The organism is Sphingomonas panaciterrae, assembly GCF_036890205.1.
GTDB lineage: Bacteria > Pseudomonadota > Alphaproteobacteria > Sphingomonadales > Sphingomonadaceae > Sphingomonas > Sphingomonas panaciterrae.
Window position 1 is genome coordinate 129,582 of the sequence record NZ_JAKNQR010000007.1, and the last position, 15,886, is coordinate 145,467.

Genomic DNA, 15,886 nt, shown 5'->3' on the forward strand with positions numbered 1-15,886 from the left:
GGGCGTAACGGGACGGGGGCGGCCGCACCGCCGCCCCCGTGTCCAGCAGGGAAGGGTGTTCGGGTGTCGCTGCTGCCTGCCTTGTCCTTCCTCGCCTTGCTCCTTCTCGCGGCGACCTCCGATCCCGCCACCACCTTCTACAACCGCCCCGGCGCGACGCCCGCGATGGTCGACGCTGAGCTGCGCCGCTGCCGGATGATCACCACCGGTCCCCATGCCGATGCGGTCGGCGGGGATGGGGCCGCCGCTGCGCTGACCCCGGCCATTCCTCTCCAGAAACAGGCCGCGCCCCGGCCGGAAAACCCCGCTCCCCTGCCGTGGGAGGCCGTCCCGTCCCCCACCATCGGCGATTGCATGGCACTGCGCGGCTGGCGCCTCTACGCCCTCGACGCGCCGACGAAGGCCGCGCTCGATCGCCTCTCCCCCACCGCCCGCGCCGCCCGCATGGCCGCCCTCATCGCCGCCCGCCACCCCGCCGGCGCCACGCTGCTCCGCGCCCCCACCGTTACGCTGCGCCGCCCCGACGGCTTCTAGGCCACCGGCGGTGCGACGTACGGAACGGCAGGGAAGGGGGGCACCAACAACGCCATCTCGGGGATAGTCCTGAATTGACCCCTGCCGGGTCACCCCGCACCACTGTCGGCGGCTGATCGCTTCGATCGGGCCAACATCATCTGCGGAGGGTCGCCATGACGGGTGCCGGAAAACGGGCAATGGTGGCGCTTCTGCTGGTCGCCGCCTGCCGGCAGCCGACCGAACAGATGACCTGCCCCGACCCGCAGACCGTCGCGCCGCCAACGATCGGCGCCGCGTTCATCAACGGGCTGACCGGCCGGCTCGCCGGCCCCGACCGAGAGAATATGATCACCGAGGCGCTGGCCGAGATCCGGCGCCGTGATCCGACGCTCGACAAGACCACGATCATCAACATCATGGTCGCGGCCGAGTGCCCCAACGTCTTTGCCAAGCCCGACCATGATCCAAAGACGATGCGCGCCCGCATCGCATTGTTCCGCGCGCAGGTAATGCAGCTGCTTTCCAGTTAGTAGCGCGGGCGGGACGGCTATTCACCGAACCAGCCGGCGACTGAGGCGTTGGGGATCTGCAACCCGCACGCGAAACGGCAGGAGAATTCGATGAACCCGCTGCGCCCACCGGGCAACGAGCCCGATCCCGGCGACATGTCCACCGACCCCGGCGCGCCCGCCCCCGTCGACACGCCGGGTGAGCCGATGGTGCCCGACGAAGAGGCAGAACAGCTCGGCCCCTTGCCCTGATGGTGATGGCCACGCGGCGGTCGTGCAGATCGTGTGGCGGACGATGGACCTATCGGCAAGAAGTGCGCGGCGGCCGGTCAGTAATGATGAGCGCCATCCTCCAGTGGGAGCAATATCGACCGAGCCCGGCTACCGCTGAAACCATGTCTCGGCAGCGCTGAATTATGTCAAAGTCTTGCTCGATCCCTTAGAATTGTTGCGCTGCACGACAGGCGTCGCAGGACTATAGTGTCGCGACGATTGAAACGATAGCGGGCCCTCCTCAGATGTGCGGCATCTCAGGAAGGCAGGTATATGGCGCATGCGCGTCCGGGCATCCGGGCATTCGCGGGTTGGATCAGACTGGTGCTCGGGCCCGACGCCGCGTTCGTGCGGCTGGCGGTGGTCTATGGCGTGGCGATATCCCTGCTGTCGCTGGCCACCCCGATTTCGGTTCAGTTGCTGATCAACTCGGTCGCCAACACTGCGCTGCCGACCCCGCTGTTCACGCTCGCCGCGCTGTTGTTCCTGCTCCTGCTTTTCGCCGGGGTGCTAGCGGCGTTTCGCGTCCACCTGCTCGCGCTGTTCGAGCGGCGGCTGTTCGCGCGCATCGTCGCGGAGATCACGCTGCGCGCGGTCCACGCACAAAACCCCTTCTTCGCCGACGCGCGCAGCGGTGACCTGTTCAACCGCTATTTCGACCTGATGACGGTGCAAAAGACGCTGCCCAGCCTGCTGATCGGCGGCTTCACCATCGTGCTGCAGGGCGTGGTGGGTCTGGTCGTCACCAGTTTCTACCACCCCTTCTTCCTCGCCTTCAACGTCGTGCTGGCGGTGGTGCTGTTCCTCATCTGGCAGATCTGGGCCTCGGGCGCGATCCGCAGCGCGGTGGCCAAGAGCCATGCCAAACATGCCGCGGCGCACTGGCTGGAAAGCGTCGGCGGGTCGAACGGCTTCTACAAGTCGAGCCGCCATGTCGATTTCGCGATGGACCGGTCGGAGGCGGTGACCGCCACCTATGTCGCCGCGCACCGGCGGCATTTCCGCTACACCTTCGCGCAGACGCTGGCGCTGCTGTTCGTCTATGCGCTGGCCAGCGCCGCGCTGCTGGCGCTGGGTGGCTGGCTCATCATCCAGGGGCAGTTGTCGATCGGCCAGCTGGTCGCGGCGGAGCTGATCCTGTCGGGCGTCTTCTACGGCATCGCGCAGTTCGGCCCTTATCTGGAAACGCTGTACGATCTTGCCGCAGGGCTGGAGGAGCTGTCGCTGTTCTGGGCGGTGCCGCAGGAGGAGGGCAGGGGCGATGGCGAGGGTCCGGCCAGCGGCGCGATCCGCTTTGCCCATGTCGAACATGATGGCCACCGCTTCGACTTCGAAATCGCTGCCGGCGAACAGCTGGCGGTGGTCGCGGCGCCCGGCGTCGAGCGCACGCTGGCGATGCTGCTGAAGCGCCACCAGGCGGCGGAGCGCGGCCTGGTCGTCGTCGGCGGGCGCGAGATCAGCGGCTTCGACACCTATCGCCTGCGCGCCGAGGTGATGGTGCTCGATCGCCCCAGCTTCGTCGAAATGCCGATCCGCGATTACCTGCGGCTCGCCGCCTCGGGCGACACGTCGCGGATGGTCGAGGTACTCGACCTCGTTGGGCTGAGCGAGCGGCTAAGCGTCCTTCGCGATGGGCTCGATACCGTGGTTTCCACCTCCGGCTGGCCGCTTGCCGTGGGGGAGCTGATGGCGCTGAAACTGGCCGCCGCGCTGCTCGCCAGGCCCAAGCTGCTCGTGCTCTCGCCGCTCTATGATCTCCTGCCGCCCGAGCGTGTCGATGCCGCCCTCGCGCGGCTGCGCGGCGATACCACCGTGCTGCAATTCACCCGCCGCCCGCAGGGGCTGGAGCGGGACGGCGCGCTGTGGATGGGCGCGACCGAGCAGCGCCGCTGCCCCGACGTCGATACGCTGATCGCCATCGCGAGCGAGGGAGGCAGCCTTGCCCTTTCGGTCTGACCATATCGTCCACTTTCCGACGCTGGCGAGCATCCGCCCGCCACGCGCGACGCGCGTCTTCGCCTGGCTGATCGCGGTGACGCTGTCGGTCGTGGCCGCGATCCTGTTCCTCGTCCCCTGGGTGCAGACCTCCGCCGGCACGGGGCAGGTCGCCGCGCTCGACCCGGAGGATCGCGTGCAGGATGTCACTGCGCTCGTGCCCGGCCGGGTGGAACGCTGGTTCGTCCGCGACGGCGATCGCGTGCGCCGCGGCGATCCGATCGCGCGGATCGTCGACAATGATCCCAACCTCCTCGCCCGCCTCGCCGCCGAACGCGCGCAGGTGCTGGCCGAAATCGCCGCCGCCGAACAGGCGATGGCCGTGGCGCAGATCGACGTCGGCCGCTCGGGCCAGTTGCTTGCCGAGGGGCTGGCCGCGCGGCGCGATTATGAAGCGTCGCAGATCAAGGTCGCCGATCACCGCGCCAAGCTGGCCGAGGCACGCGCGAAGCTCAGCCGCGTCGACGTCACGCTCAACCGACAGTCGGCGCAGACCGTGCGCGCCCCGCGCGACGGGCGGATCCAGTCGATCAATGCCGGCGCCCGCGCGACCCTGGTGGCGGCGGGCGAGCGGCTCGCGACGCTCGCGCCCGAGGCGCCGGTGCGGATCGTCGAGCTGATGGTCGACGGCCGCGACATTGCCGTCATCCGCCCCGGCCGGCCCGTCCGCCTCGCCTTCGAAGGCTGGCCGGCGATCCAGTTCAGCGGCTGGCCGTCGGTCGCGCACGGCATGTTCGACGGGCGCGTACGCTCGATCGACCCGTCGGCGCAGGCGACCGGCCTGTTCCGCGTGCTGGTCGAACCGATGCCGGGCAAATTGCCCTGGCCCGACACCGATTACGTCCGGCTGGGCGCCAAGGTGCGCGGCTGGATCCAGATGGAAACGGTCAGCATCGGCTATGAGCTCTGGCGCCAGCTCAACGATTTCCCGCTCGAATTTCGGCGGCCCGGCGATGAGACGAAGGGGGTTGCGCCGGACCCGGTGGTCAAGGTGAAGAAATGATCCGCCTGCTCTGGATCCCCATGTTCTGGATCCTCGCCGCGCTGCTGGTCGCGGCGCCCGCCGCGGCGCGGCCGCTGACGCTGGACGAGGTGCTGCGCTCCTCGGCCACGCACGCGCCCGCAATCCTCGAGGCGATGACTCGGGAGCGGCAGGCCGGCGGTCGCCGCCTGTCGGCCGAGGGCGCCTTCGACCTCCTGTTCGAGGGCGAGGCGCAGTCCCGCGCGCTCGGCTATTATGACGGCACCGTCATCGAGGGGCGGGCGACGCGTCCGCTCGCCACCAACGGCGGCGCGCTCTACGGCGGCTACCGCGTCTCGCGCGGCGACTTCCCCGTCTATGAGGACAAGGCGTTCACCAACCGGCTGGGCGAGGTGAAGGTCGGCGCGGTCTTTTCGCTGATGCGTGACCGGCTGATCGACGAACGCCGCGGCCGGCTGGGGCCCGCCGATGGGGAGATTGCGCTGGCCCGGCTCGATCGCGAAATGGTGGCGATCGGCGTGCAGCGGCGCGCGATCGACGCTTATCAGACCTGGGTCGTCGCCGGCCGGCGGGTCGCGGTCTATCGCGATCTCCTGGAGCTGGCGACGAAGCGGCAGGCCTCTATCGAGCGGCAGATCGCGCTCGGCGCCCGGCCGGAGATCCTCGGTACGGAGAACCGGCAGAATATCGTCCGTCGCCAGACCCTGCTGGTGCGCGCGGAGCAGGATCTCGACGCCGCCGCCAATGCGCTCTCCTTCTACCTGCGCGACGATCTGGGGGAGCGGATCGTGCTCGCTGCCGATCGCCTGCCGACCAGCTTCCCGGACCTGCGCCTGCCGCCGCTCGGCCCCAGCCTCGCCGGCCGGATCGAGCGCCCCGATCTGCAGACCATCCTGGTGCGGCTCGATCAGGTCGAGACGAAGCGGCTGTTGGCCGAAAACGAGCTGCGCCCGCGGCTCGACATACGCGCTGAGGCGGCCAAGGATGTCGGCCCGGTCGGCCTTGGCGGCGTGTCGCGCACGCCGCTGGAGGGGATCGTCGGCCTGCGTTTCTCCATGCCGCTCGAACGACGCACCGCGCGCGGCAAGATCGCCGAGGCCGCGGCCGAAGCCGACGGGCTGCAATTCCGCCGCAAGATGATCGAGGACCAGATTCTGGTCGAGGTGAACGGCCTCGCCATCCAGGCCACCGCTGCCGATCGCCTTGTCGCGCTCGCTGCCGACGAAACCGCGCTCGCCGATCGCATGGCAGAGGCGGAACGCCGGCGCTTCCAGCTCGGCGCAAGCGACTTCCTCGTCGTCAACCTGCGTGAGGAAAGCGCCGCCGACGCCCGCTTGCGTCAACTCGACGCCGAATACCGCCGCTCCGCCGCCCGCGCCGAACTCGTCGCCGCGACGGTCGACCGCAGCCAGTTGGGCCTCTGACCGCCGCGTTCTTCGCTGATCCGCTCCGGCTACCGTGGCGGCGAGGCGTCACGGTCGACGCCCGCCACTGGCCACATGCCTGCTTTACATGTCCGGCAGGCTGGTTACGCCACCCGCATAAGCAAAAACAAAGGATGCGGTATGGGAGAGGTGCTGGGTTTCGACGAACAGCGGCTGGAGCAGGCGTCCGCCCACTTCCGCACCCGCTATGTGGAACGGGGCGCGCTGCCCAACGTGCAGCTGCTCGTCGCGCGGGAGGGGAAGGTGGTGCATCGCTCCAGCGCCGGCGCGGCGCGGGCCGACGGTACCCCGCTGGCGGACGGCGCCGTTTTCCGCATCGCCTCGATGACGAAGCCGCTGACGGCAGTGGCCTTCATGGCGCTGGTGGAGGAGGGGCGGGTCGCGCTTGATGATCCGGTCGCCACCGTCATTCCCGAATTCGCGGACCTGCGCGTGTTCGAAAGCGGCGGCGGGGCGGTACCGTGGGTCACCCGGGCCGCGCCGCCGATGCGCATGATCGATCTGCTGCGGCACACGTCGGGGCTGACCTACGGCTTTCTCAACCGCAGCAATGTCGATGCGGCCTATCGCGCGCAGCGGATCCTGGCGCCGGGCGGTGATCGGGATGCCGATGCGGTGGTGGCGGCGCTGGCCGAGCTGCCGCTCGAATTCGCGCCGGGCAGCGCGTGGAATTATTCGGTGTCAACCGACGTGCTGGGCATCGTCGTCGCCCGGCTGGAGGGCGCGCCGCTGGATGCGGTGTTCCGCCGCCGCATCCTCGCGCCGCTGAAGATGGACGACACGTTCTTCTACTGTCCGCCGGACAAGGTTCACCGGCTGACCGACGCCTGGATGATGACGCCGGCCGGCGCCAGGGTGATTGACCGCGCGGTCGATGGCCGCGCGACGCGGGAGCCGGTGTTCAAGATGGGTGGCGGCGGGCTGCTGTCGACCATCGCGGACTATCACCGCTTCTGCTCGATGATGCTGGCGGGCGGCACGCTGGACGGGGCGCGGGTGATCGGGCGCAAGACGATCGACCTGATGACCCGCAATCACTTGCCCGGCGGCGCCGATATCGCGGCGCTCGCCCGCGCGCCGATCGCCGATGCGGGGTCGGGCGGCACCGGCTTCGGCCTCGGCGTCGCGGTGACGATCGATCCGGCGCGCACCATGATGCCCGGATCCGCCGGGGAATATTTCTGGAGCGGGATCTATTCGACCCAATTCTTCATCGATCCGGTGGAGCGGATCCACGCCATCCTGATGACGCAGCAGATGCCCGTTCCGACCATCCCGGTACGGCGTGATTTCCGCACCATGGTCTATGCCGCATTGATGTGACGGCCGCCGCGGGGTGCGGCGGCCGCTGATCGGTTCAGCCGCCCGCCGCGACCCGCGGCGCGGCGCTCGTGCCGCTGCTGACCTGCCACGGCTCCCCGGCCTTCACCAGCCGCAGGACGCCGTCGGCGACCGGCTCCTTCAGCATGATGCGCCGGTCGGTGACATAATCCTGGTGGACCTGCCACGGATGCTCGACGCCCTGGCGCGGCATGTCCTCGCGCGCCCGCACGACATAACCGGACGTGAACGTCTGCATCCACGTCGTCTTCATCGATGCGACGTCCGCCGCCGGCACGGCAATGTCGGCGCCGCGGCGATCCAGCTCCTTCAGCACCCGCACCATGTAGCGCGCCGCAAGGTCGGCCTTCAGCGTCCAGGACGATCCGGTATAGCCGAACACCAGGCTGAAATTGGGGATGTTGGAATACATCGCCCCCTTGTAGATCACCGTATCCTTCAGGTTGGTCGGCTGGCCATCGACCCGCAATTGCACGCCCCCACCGCGCAGCAGCTTCAGCCCCGTGGCGGTGACGATGATATCGGCCCCGATCACTTGCCCGCACGCAAGCTTCACGCCCTCGGGGACGAAGCGCTCGACGCTGTCGGTGACGACCGACGCCTTGCCGCGGTGGATCGCGCGGTAGAAATCGCCGTCGGGCGCCAGGCAGATGCGCTGCTCCCACGGCTGATGCCGGGGCGTGAAATGCGTCATGTCATAGCCGCGCGGCAGCGACGCCTTGGCAAGGCCGATCAGCATCGGGCGCGCCTGCGCCGGGTCCTTCATCATCCGCTGCCGCATCTTGCGCGACGTCAGGACATTCTTCCACCGCACCGCCGCCCCGGCGAGGTTGGCGGGCAGCCATGATTTCAGCCGGTTGGCCTGCTTGTCGCGGCCGGGCCGCGCGACGATGTAGCTGGGGGACCGCTGAACCATCGTCACATGCGCCGCGGTCTGCGCCATCGTCGGGATCAGCGTGACGGCCGTCGCCCCCGACCCGATCACCACCACCTTCTTGCCGGCATAATCGAGGTTTTCCGGCCAGAATTGCGGATGGACCACTTGGCCGGCGAAATCCTCCTGTCCCGCGAACACGGGATTATGACCCTCGCTATAATCGTAATAGCCCGACCCCATGTAGAGGTAGCGGGCGACGAAGGTGACGCGGGTGCCGTCCTTCTGCTCCGCACACACGCGCCAGCGTGCGCGCTCGCTGCACCAATCGGCGCTGATCACGCGATGGCCCAGCCGCAGGCGCGGGCGGATGCCGAACCGGTCGATCGCCGCGCCGATATAATCCTTGATCTTGCCCCCCGCCGCGATCGCGTCCTTGTCGCGCCACGGGAAGAAGGAAAAGCCCAGCGTGTGCATGTCGCTGTCCGATCGGATGCCGGGATAGCGGAACAGGTCCCACGTCCCCCCGATGTCGTCGCGCCCCTCCAGCACGACGAAGCTTTTGCGCGGCAGCTTCATCGCCAGCCATGCCGCCCCGCTGATCCCTGACAGCCCCGCGCCGACCACCACGACGTCGATCCCGATCTCGTCCATTCCCATCCTCCCCTGACCATTGCGGACGCCGCGCCGCGGCATACCGCTGTCTTTATTCCAGCTCAGTTATTGGCCGCGCGCGCAGCGCCAGCGGCAGGCGCCAGCACAGGGCTGGCGGCGGTACGCGGCGTGGTCGGGTGGCTGGCCGACAGGCCGCCGTCGATCGCGATCGCCTGCCCGTTGACGAAGGCGGCGGCGGCCGAGGTGAGGAACAGCGCCAGCCCAGCGACCTCCTCCGGCTGTCCCGGCCGGCGCAGCGGGTTGGTCGCGCCGACCATCTTGCCCAACCCGGCCGCGCGCGCCTGGTCGATATACTTTTGCGTCATGTTGGTTTCGATCAGGCCGGGGCAGATCGCGTTGACGCGAACGTTGCTGCCCGCCAGCTCCAGCGCCGACACCTTGACCAGGTTGATCAGCCCCGCCTTGGATGCGGAATAGGCCGCCGGCCCTGCCCCGGCGCGCAGCCCGGCGACCGACGCCGTGCAGGTGATTGCGCCCGCGCCATGGCGCGCCATCGCCGGCGCTGCATGTTTGATCGCCAGCGCCGGCCCGACCAGATTGACGCGCAGCACTGACATCCACAGCGCCGGATCGGCCTCGCTCACCCTCGCCGGGCCGCCCGTGATGCCGGCATTGGCGAAGAACCCGCGCAGCGTGCCGTGCCGCTCGGCCTCGGCGACCAGCGTGATGACATGCGCCTCATCCCCCGCATCCCCGCGCAGTGCGACGCACATCCCCCCGGGTATCTCGCCGGCGAGCGCCTCGACCCCCTCCGCGATGTCGCTCGCGATCACCTTGGCCCCCGCCGCGGCAAAGGCGTGCACGCTTGCCCGGCCGATCCCCGACGCCGCGCCGGTGACGATCACGACCGACCCGTTCCACTCGTTCCCCATCACCCTCTCCCAACCATACCGCTTTCTTTATTCGTGCTGTTTGGCATAGCCGGGCGCGGAGCACAATCGGTTGCGATGACGGGTGCCTGGGTTCATGCTAACCATGACGGCAATGACCGCGATCGAGACCACCGACAGCAAGACCGCCAAGTTCATGGCGCGGCGCAATCGCCTGATCGACGCGGCGGCGACCCTGATCAATCAGCACGGGCTGAAGGGCATGACCTTCGCCAATGTCGCCGAGCTCGTGGACATGAACCAGAACAGCCTGGCCTATTATTTCAAGCGCAAGGAGATGCTGGCGCACGCGGCCTATATGGAAACCCTGGGCCGGATCGCGGACAAGGTCGCCGAGGCCGCGACCCGCCCCGATCCGCGCGCGCGCCTCAACCATTATCTCCACCTCGTCTTCGCCGCTCAGCGCGGCATGCGCACCGGCGAGGAACGGCCGATGACGGTGCTGACGGGCATGAGCTCGCTGCCCGAGCCCTATCGCGCCGAGGCGACCGAACTCTACCAGTCGGTGCTGCGCGGCATGCGCGACTGGTTCGGCCCGGCGACCCAGCCGGAGGTTCTGGCGGTCAACACCGCGCGCGCGCATGTCGTGCTGGAGGGGGTGCTGTGGCTGCCGGTGTGGCTGCGCTTCTACGCGATCGAGGATTTCGATCGGGTCGAGCGCCGCATGTTCGAGGTGTGGGAGCGCGGCGTCGCGCCGGCGACCAGCGCGCTGGTCCATATGTCCTTCGCTCGCGCCACGCCGCCCGAGCCGCGGCAGGAGGTCGACATCGACGCGTTCCTGCGCGCCGCCACCCGCCTGATCAACCGCGACGGCTATCGCGGCGCCTCGGTCGATCGCATCGCGGCCGAGCTGCGCGTGACCAAGGGCAGCTTCTACCACCATCTGGAGGGCAAGGACGATCTGGTCCTCGCCTGCTTCCAGCGTAGCTATGAGACGATCGCGCGGGCGCTGAGTGACGCGGGCGCGGCGGGCGGCACCATGTGGGACCGTCTGTCGCGCGCGCTGACCGCACTGATCGAGGTGCAGTTTTCCGGCGATGCCCCGCTGATGCGCACCACCGCGCTCGCCACCTTGCCCGCCACCCACCGGGGTGAGGTGATCAGCCAGTCCAACATCTTCGCGCTGCGTTTCGCCGGGGTCATCATCGACGGGATCAGCGAAGGGTCGATCCGGCCCGTCGACCCGCTGATCGCCAGCCAGATGGCGATGGCGATGCTCAACCGCGCGGTCGACCTGCAGGAATGGGCCACGCGCGTCGGGCCGGCGCGCGCGACCGCGATCTACGCGGAGATCTTCGCGCACGGGATGCTGCCCGGCGCCCAGTCTCCGGCGGGCGCGGACGCGGCATAACCGCGCCCGCACCGTCCGGTCAGAACGTCACCGATCAGAACTTCTTCGTCACACCGACCTTCCACTGGCGGCCCAGCGCATTGCCCGTGAACGGATCGTAATTGAGGTCGAGCCGCGCGAAGCTCGGGTCGCGATCGGTGATGTTCAGCATCGAGAAGCTGACGGTGGTGCCGTCGATCGGCTCGACCCGCAGGGTGAAGTCCACCGTCGCCCAGTCCGAGATCCGCTGGCCGCGCGCGATCACCGGCGCACCGGGCAGCTCGCGCCGCGGGGCAAAGGGCAGGGCGCGCTGGTCGACATAACCGTCGATATAATTGAAGGTGAAGCGCGCATCGACGCGGTCGACCCCGAACTGGGCATAGGCCTGCCCACGCCAGCGCGGGATCGGATAGGCGCTGGTCTGGTAATTGAGCTTGCCCACCGCATCGAACGCCGGCTGCACCAGCACGTTCTCGACCACCAGGTCGCTGGTCTTGTAGTCGATGACATAGGTCGCCGTGACACCCAGGCCCAGCCTGCCGCCCAGCACGTCCTCCTGGTCATAATTGGCCAGGAAATCGAGGCCCGAGTTCGTCACCTTGGCGCCGTTCAGATAATAGGTGTCGAGCCGTGCGACATTGTTGATCCCGCAGGCCCCGTCGAACGTGAAGCGCGCCTGCAGCGCGGCAAAGGCGGGATTGTTGCAATTGGCCGATCCGCTCGCCCCGAACAGCGCATTGGTCATGCCCGATACCGGATCGGCGCCGATCAGGTCCGTCAGCTCGTACCGGAAATAGTCGACGCTGACGCTGAGCCCGCCCGTCTTGATGATCGCGCCGGCGGAATAGTTGGTCGCTTTCTCCCGGCGCAGATTGGCGTTGTTATAGACGCGCACCGCGCGCGACGAGCTGCCGATCACCTGCAACGAGGTGACGAAGCCATCCTGCAGCAGCGTGTCGGGCGGCCCGCGGAACGTGGTGCCGACCGAGCCGCGCAGCGCCAGCCAGTCGGTCGTCTGCCAGCGCAGCGTCGCCTTGGGGTTGAAGGTCGATCCCACCCCGCCGCCATAATCCTCGTAGCGCGCGGCCAGCTGCAGATCGAGCGTGTCGAGGATCGGCGCGCGTACCTCGGCGAACAGCGCATAGACATCGCCCGTCACCGACAGCGGCCGGCTGGAGCCGAGATAGGCGAGCGGCCCGGGCTGCGGCGAACAGGTCAGATTGCCCGTCACCGGCGTGTCGAGGCACGGCGTGATGTCGAGGTTGTTGAACGCACCATAATTGGAATCGTAGGATTCGCGGCGATATTGCCCGCCCACGGCGAAGGACAGGTCGCCGCCCGGCAGCGTGATCGGGGTGCGGCCGCTGACCGACGCCTCCGCCACGAACAATTGCGTGACGAAGCTGCTGCGCGACTGTTCGTACAGCCAGCGCGACAGTTCCGGCGAATTGGCTACCGCGGCATTATAGCCGGGGTTGGCGACGCCGGTCACCGCATTGCGCTCGATCGCATTGCTGAACGGGTTCAGGAACTGGCACCCGCCCGTGCCCGCGGTGCCGGTGATGCGGTTACAGTCCGGCCCGCCGAACCCGCGCAGGCCCAGCTGCACGCGGTCGACGATCGTATCCATGTTCATCGTCTGGCGGGTGTAGCGATGGTACATGCCCGACACGTCGAAATTGAGCGCATCGTTGAGCGCGCCGGTCAGCGCGCCGGTGAAGCGGATCGATTCCGATTCACGCCACCCCGAACTGTCGACGCCATTGGCCCCGCCCAGCAGGAACGGCCGGAACAACAGCGCGGGGAAGGTCGCCCCCGCCACCGGGATGCCGGCGACGCTGGTCGGCAGCGCGCCAGGGTTCGCCGCGGCATAAGCGGCATAGCCGGGGTTGCTCGCGGGGACGAAGAAGCCGGCCTGCGCCGTCGCGCCGAAGCTGCCCGGCAGCGTATAGGCTGATGGCCGCTGCAGGATGGCGTAGGAGGGGGAGCTGCGCTGGTGCGGCACTTCCGACCAGCCATAAAGCGCGGTGACCTCCAGCTCGATGTCCGGCGTCACGTCGACGCCCACTTCCAGATACGCCTGCAGCCGGTTCTCGGTATCGGTCAGGGCATTGAAGCCGAGATACTGGTTGGCGCAGCGCTGGTTGGGGACGCCGTTGTTGGACAGCGCCACCCCGCCCAGCGGGACGCAGCCCGCGTCGAGGCGCAGGCCAGCGGCCGGCGCGCCATTGCCGAACACGGGCAGGAACACGCCGGGATTGCCGCTCTGGGTGAAGCCGTTCTCGGGATTGTTGGTATAGGATCCGTTCGCGAAATCGCGGTCGGTGACCATCAATTCGCTGCGATGCTGGAACCCGAAGGAGCCAAGGACGCGCAGGCCGTCCTGATTGTGTCCGAACGCCGCGCTTGCCGTCCAGTCGCCGTTCGATCCCTTGATGCCCTTGTAGTCGCCGCTGACCACCAGTCCCTTCAGCGACCGGTTGGTGATGAAATTGACCACGCCGGCGATCGCGTCCGACCCGTAGGTGGCGGCCGCACCGTCCTTCAGGATGTCGATCCGCCCGATCGCCGCCAGCGGCAGCAGGTTCACGTCCACCGTCGGCACGCCATTGCCCGCGCGCACCAGCCGCCGGCTGTTCAGCAGGACGAGCGTGCGGGACGGGCCCAGACCGCGCAGGTTGATGCTGGCGATGCCCTCGGCGCCCTGGCTGCGATTGTCGAACTGGTTGGAATCGCCCAGCGTGCCATTGGCGACCGGCAACGCCTTCAGCAGCTCGACGACGCTGGGGCTGCCTTGGCGTTGAAGCTCGCCGGCGGTGATGACGTCGACGGGCAGCGCCGAATCCTCCCGCTGCCCGCGGATCAGTGATCCCGTGACGATGATGTCGGCGGCGGCCTGGTCGTCGAGCGGCGGCTGCACCGCGGTGGACTGCGGCGGGGTGATGGAGGGCGCCGGGGCCGGCACCGTGCCGGCCGACGGGACATTGGTATCGACCGTTTGCGCGATGGACGCGGCGGGCGCGGCAATGGTCAACAGGGCGCCGCTCGTGAGCAGCCAGGAACGCAACGGCATTATATATCTTCTCCTTGAGACCCCGATCTTGCGCGGGTGTTGGTTTAGCGGCGTCGGCCGCTGGCCTTTCGTGGGGCAGGCCTGTTCTGGTCAGCTGCTGGGCAGCACCGTCGGTGGCAGGCGCGTAGGCTCGCCGGCTCGGGCGGACAGATCCTCCACCACCGCGCTCTCGCGCACGCGGCGGACATTCTCCTCGTGCCGGGCGCGATCGATCCGGTAGAAGGAGAGGAAGACGATGGCGATCGCCCACAGGATCGCGATTGTCGGCATGTAGAGCCAGACCAGCCGGTCGATCACCTCCGGCGCGATCTGTCCGGGGATCGCCTTTTCGGGAAATCCCGACAGGCTCAGCAGCAACCCGGCGCCAAGCACGCCGAACCCGCTGGTGCACGTCTTCATGAAGGCGTTGGCGGCAAAGAAGGTACCGGCGGCATGGCGACCCGTGCGGACCATGCTGTCCTCCACCACGTCGGCGATCATCGCGCTCGTCATGATCTGTGAGGTCGCCGAAAAGGTGCCGAAGATCGTCGCAAAGGCGAACAGGGTCGCCACCAGCGGCCCCTCCGGCTCGATCGGGAGGAACAGGCCCAGCTGGCGAAGGAGCAATGGCATCAGGCCTAGCGACACGCCCAGCGCCGCGGCGACGACGGCGACGGCGCGCTTGCCGAAGCGGCGCGCGGCGCGCGGTGCCAGGAACAGCGCGATCAGCGCGGCGATGACGCCGTCGAACGCCAGCAGGCCCATGCTCCTTGGGCTCAGCTGCCAGACATAGGTGCCCAGATACACCGCCATCGAGGCGTACAGGCCCGCGGCGGAGAATTTCAGCACCCCGAAGGCCAGCAGTGCCTGGAACCCGCGGTGGTTCAGCGTGCCCAGCATCTCGCGGAAATGCTGCGCGAACGATTGCCGCTCGCGGGCAGGGGGCTGCGGCACCATCCTGCCGCGCGCCTGTGTCCCCACTGCGCAGATCAGGATCGCGGCGAACGTCACCACCGCGCCGATGATGCCCAGTTGGTGATAGCCTTCCGGGTTGAGCTGGCCGACCGGATATTGCGGGGTGGGGCGCAGCAGCACGAAGAACAGCAAGGTCGCGATGCCGAGCCCGCCGACATATCCAAAGAAATAGCGCCACGTCATCAGCGACGTGCGCTCGTCATAATCCTCGCTCAACTCCGGCGTCAGCGCGGCGGAGGGAAGCTCGTAGAGGTTGATCGCGATCCGGCCGAGCGTCGCGACGCCCAGGATGTACCAGAACAGCGCGTCGTTGCTCCACCCCTGCGGCGGATTGAACATCAGCCAGAAACACAATGCCGTCGGCAGCGCCGCGGCATACATGAAGGGGTGCCGGCGTCCCCACCGCGACCGCAGATTGTCGCTGACATGGCCAAGGATCGGATTGCTGATCGCATCGATGACCAGCGATGCCATCAGCGCGGCGGACACGATCCCCGCCGGAACACCCATTACCTGGTTGTAGAAGATCAGCAGATACGACCCGAACGCAACGGTTTGCGCCCCCTCGGCCAGCGATCCCATGCCGAACAGCAATTTGGTGCGAGCACGCAATGGCGCCGCGGGCGGCACACCGAAGGCCGCGTTTTTCCTCTCCAACACAAACCTCTACTCTACGGTGGGTTTGGTTGCAGCGTACCGCTTTCTTTAGTTACGGCAACCTAAAATCGGCGGCGTGCAGCGTCGATCCACCTCCAGGGTGCATCTGCCATGAAGCAAAGGCATAGGTGGCGCCTCCGAGCCCTTGGACCCGGCTTCATGTTCTGAGCACCACCGAACACTCGCGCGCAGCCTTTTCTTCGGGAGAGGTGAACGACGATCCTCCCAATCGCTCCAACCAGACGCTCCCCTCCTGTCCCTCTGGCCACGCTTCACGTCAGCGAGGCCAGATTCGCCCGATCCTGTCCCGCAGGCAGGCCGCGAGGCACGCTGATTCGGCCGGAGCGCGCCGGCGGCACAGCGGCGGCGGGG

Annotated in this window: 12 protein-coding genes; 8 read left to right on the plus strand and 4 right to left on the minus strand. The window is 68.2% G+C overall.

Going from position 1 to position 15,886, the window contains the following annotated elements:
- The first annotated feature begins 63 nt into the window (after positions 1-63).
- The 7 genes from L8F96_RS15135 (at position 64) to L8F96_RS15165 (ending at position 7,043) form a co-directional block, all read left to right on the plus strand.
- A complete protein-coding gene (locus L8F96_RS15135) occupies positions 64-534 on the plus strand; it encodes a hypothetical protein (protein WP_334656491.1) in 471 nt (156 codons plus the stop codon).
- A gap of 179 nt (positions 535-713) precedes the next feature.
- Positions 714-1,046, plus strand: a complete 333-nt coding sequence (locus tag L8F96_RS15140) for a hypothetical protein (protein ID WP_334656492.1) — start codon at positions 714-716, stop codon at positions 1,044-1,046.
- 90 nt (positions 1,047-1,136) lie between these two features.
- Entirely contained in the window at positions 1,137-1,277 is a 141-nt protein-coding gene (locus tag L8F96_RS15145; protein WP_301091896.1) for a hypothetical protein, read from the plus strand.
- 294 nt (positions 1,278-1,571) lie between these two features.
- On the plus strand, positions 1,572-3,254 hold the full coding sequence (locus L8F96_RS15150; RefSeq protein ID WP_334656493.1) for an ABC transporter transmembrane domain-containing protein: 1,683 nt from the start codon (positions 1,572-1,574) through the stop codon (positions 3,252-3,254).
- The gene (locus tag L8F96_RS15155) at positions 3,238-4,296 is read left to right on the plus strand and encodes an efflux RND transporter periplasmic adaptor subunit (protein WP_334656494.1); all 1,059 of its coding nucleotides are present in this window, start codon (positions 3,238-3,240) and stop codon (positions 4,294-4,296) included. The genes L8F96_RS15150 and L8F96_RS15155 overlap by 17 nt, the downstream gene beginning before the upstream one ends.
- Positions 4,293-5,699 (plus strand): TolC family protein, encoded by a 1,407-nt coding sequence (locus L8F96_RS15160; protein WP_334656495.1) that lies wholly within the window; start codon positions 4,293-4,295, stop codon positions 5,697-5,699. The genes L8F96_RS15155 and L8F96_RS15160 overlap by 4 nt, the downstream gene beginning before the upstream one ends.
- Before the next feature lie 141 nt (positions 5,700-5,840).
- Positions 5,841-7,043, plus strand: coding sequence for a serine hydrolase domain-containing protein (locus tag L8F96_RS15165; protein WP_334656496.1), 1,203 nt, complete (start codon positions 5,841-5,843; stop codon positions 7,041-7,043).
- Between the two features lie 34 nt (positions 7,044-7,077).
- Here L8F96_RS15165 and L8F96_RS15170 read toward each other — a convergent pair whose 3' ends face one another.
- Together L8F96_RS15170 and L8F96_RS15175 are read right to left on the minus strand one after the other, a co-directional pair.
- Positions 7,078-8,589, minus strand: coding sequence for a flavin-containing monooxygenase (locus L8F96_RS15170; RefSeq protein WP_334656498.1), 1,512 nt, complete (start codon positions 8,587-8,589; stop codon positions 7,078-7,080).
- A 62-nt stretch (positions 8,590-8,651) separates the two neighbouring features.
- Complete coding sequence (locus L8F96_RS15175; protein WP_334656499.1) at positions 8,652-9,482, minus strand: SDR family NAD(P)-dependent oxidoreductase; 831 nt, start codon at positions 9,480-9,482, stop codon at positions 8,652-8,654.
- Between the two features lie 103 nt (positions 9,483-9,585).
- On the opposite strand from L8F96_RS15175, the gene L8F96_RS15180 reads away from it, so the two are divergent.
- The gene (locus L8F96_RS15180; RefSeq protein ID WP_334656500.1) at positions 9,586-10,851 is read left to right on the plus strand and encodes a TetR/AcrR family transcriptional regulator; all 1,266 of its coding nucleotides are present in this window, start codon (positions 9,586-9,588) and stop codon (positions 10,849-10,851) included.
- Positions 10,852-10,885: 34 nt separating this feature from the next.
- Here the strand turns inward: L8F96_RS15180 and L8F96_RS15185 are convergent, their stop codons facing one another.
- Together L8F96_RS15185 and L8F96_RS15190 are read right to left on the minus strand one after the other, a co-directional pair.
- A complete protein-coding gene (locus tag L8F96_RS15185; RefSeq protein WP_334656501.1) occupies positions 10,886-13,903 on the minus strand; it encodes a TonB-dependent receptor domain-containing protein in 3,018 nt (1,005 codons plus the stop codon).
- Positions 13,904-13,993: 90 nt separating this feature from the next.
- Positions 13,994-15,514 (minus strand): MFS transporter, encoded by a 1,521-nt coding sequence (locus L8F96_RS15190; protein WP_334656502.1) that lies wholly within the window; start codon positions 15,512-15,514, stop codon positions 13,994-13,996.
- Positions 15,515-15,886 lie beyond the last annotated feature (372 nt).